Annotated in this window: 4 protein-coding genes; 1 reads left to right on the top strand and 3 read right to left on the bottom strand. The window is 42.7% G+C overall.

Annotation, left to right across the window (positions count from 1 at the left end; translation table 11 throughout):
- Nucleotides 1–117: IS3 family transposase (locus tag L1285_RS23995; RefSeq protein WP_442960521.1), on the top strand; the 117-nt coding region annotated here is incomplete at its 5' end.
- 101 nt (nt 118–218) lie between these two features.
- Here the strand turns inward: L1285_RS23995 and L1285_RS23455 are convergent.
- The 3 genes from L1285_RS23455 to L1285_RS23465 all read right to left on the bottom strand — a co-directional run.
- Nucleotides 219–428 (bottom strand): hypothetical protein, encoded by a 210-nt coding sequence (locus L1285_RS23455; RefSeq protein WP_235414546.1) that lies wholly within the window; start codon nt 426–428, stop codon nt 219–221.
- Nucleotides 429–573: 145 nt separating this feature from the next.
- Nucleotides 574–921, bottom strand: coding sequence for a hypothetical protein (locus L1285_RS23460; protein WP_235414547.1), 348 nt, complete (start codon nt 919–921; stop codon nt 574–576).
- A gap of 129 nt (nt 922–1,050) precedes the next feature.
- A partial coding sequence (locus L1285_RS23465; protein ID WP_235414548.1) for an IS3 family transposase occupies nt 1,051–1,586 on the bottom strand: 536 nt, incomplete at its 5' end.

Genomic DNA, 1,586 nt, shown 5'->3' on the forward strand with positions numbered 1-1,586 from the left:
TCCGATGTAGAGAAATACATCAGGTATTACAACAAGATCAGACTGCACAGCTCACTGGATGATATGAGTCCAATTGAGTATGAAAATTACAAAAAGAAAGTGTCCGGTTGGACTTGACCAGTACACAGCACTTAAGCATCACATGCTTGTGTGTTTTAGCAGCATGTTCACCAAGGGCTGAATTGGAGGACTGCGTTTTGAGACCACAGTAATTTTACCTAATCACCCCCGCCACTATCCCCGCCCGACGAATCACCGTCGTAATAGGAGGTGTGCGCAGAAGGACCTGACGACTTTCCCTTTGGGGTTTCCACCACCGCGAAAAAAATGGCAAAAGCCAGCATGACCAGGCCTGTAATAAAGTCACCTGCAACTAATTGATAAACACCCATCGCTGCAAACGCTGCAATGGCGATCAACTTTGTCATAGTATTCATTCCTTGTTATGAGTGTTGGTGGGTCGATGTTGTCGTTTTTCTCTTAATCGACGCAGAATAGCATGTTAAATTTGCGAAAAAGAAGCACACGCCAAGCTTTTTTCCTCATTCTCTAAAGCGTTTATTGGTAATCAGTTTACTCTGAGCTGATGCTCGGTAAACCTAACTTTTTAACTAGTCTTATAAACTGCTCGTTTGTATACGGCCCAAACACAAATTCATCGTGCTCTGCAAACTTGTGGTCTTTAATTTTATCAATGTAATAAAAGCCACATGCTTTATATGGGCAAGCATAAACTGATATGAATTTTTCATTAGCTTTGATATTTACAGGCTCATCAATACGCCCAATATATCCACCTTCACCTAGGCTATACCCTAACGTCTTAGTACCATCGATATAGTAAACCTCATAAGGCGACTCTTCCCAAGATGGCGAGCACGCAATTAGGAATAATGACACAAAAACTAGAAATCTTCTCACAAACTTTCCTGTATGCTAATACCCGCATAAAAGGCTGATAATGCATGGCCATACTATAAAGCGAAGAGGAACCGAGCCAAACGTTAACAATCCTTCTCCTTATACGCTTATTATATGTACATGTAGTGGTCAACTAATCCCGGACAGTAAATAAAGTTTTTCTTCCGCAACTGCTGGCGCCATCATTCCGTTGTTGCTGTGCGGCCTTTGCCAGTTGTAGTAGTCCATTAAATAGTAACTAATATCTCTTTCAGCTTCTTTGAAGGAATCATAACCTGTTCCTAGAACCCACTCTGTTTTTAAACTTCTGAATAGCCTTTCCATTGGTGCATTGTCCCAACAATTCCCCCTGCGGCTCATGCTTTGAGTCATACGATAGCGCCATAGTTTTTGCCTGAACTTTGTGGCTACATACTGACTGCCCTGATCAGAATGGAACAACACGTTTGATGGTCGACCTCTTTGTTCATAGGCTCTGTCTAACGCTTTGACGGCTAAGTTGGCATCTGGTTGATGAGACATAGCCCAGCCCACGACACGGCGTGTGCATAAATCCAATACTACAGCCAGATAGGCCCATTTCCTGCCTGTCCATATATAAGTAATGTCACCGCACCATACTTGATCTGGCGAACTAACATTAAACTCCCTGTTTAGACGGTTGG

The organism is Pseudoalteromonas sp. DL2-H2.2, from assembly GCF_021532535.1.
GTDB lineage: Bacteria > Pseudomonadota > Gammaproteobacteria > Enterobacterales > Alteromonadaceae > Pseudoalteromonas > Pseudoalteromonas rubra_A.

Bases quoted from the DNA above. Each gene is read 5' to 3' on its own strand.
- L1285_RS23455 (WP_235414546.1), bottom strand. From the start codon at position 428: ATGACAAAGTTGATCGCCATTGCAGCGTTTGCAGCGATGGGTGTTTAT.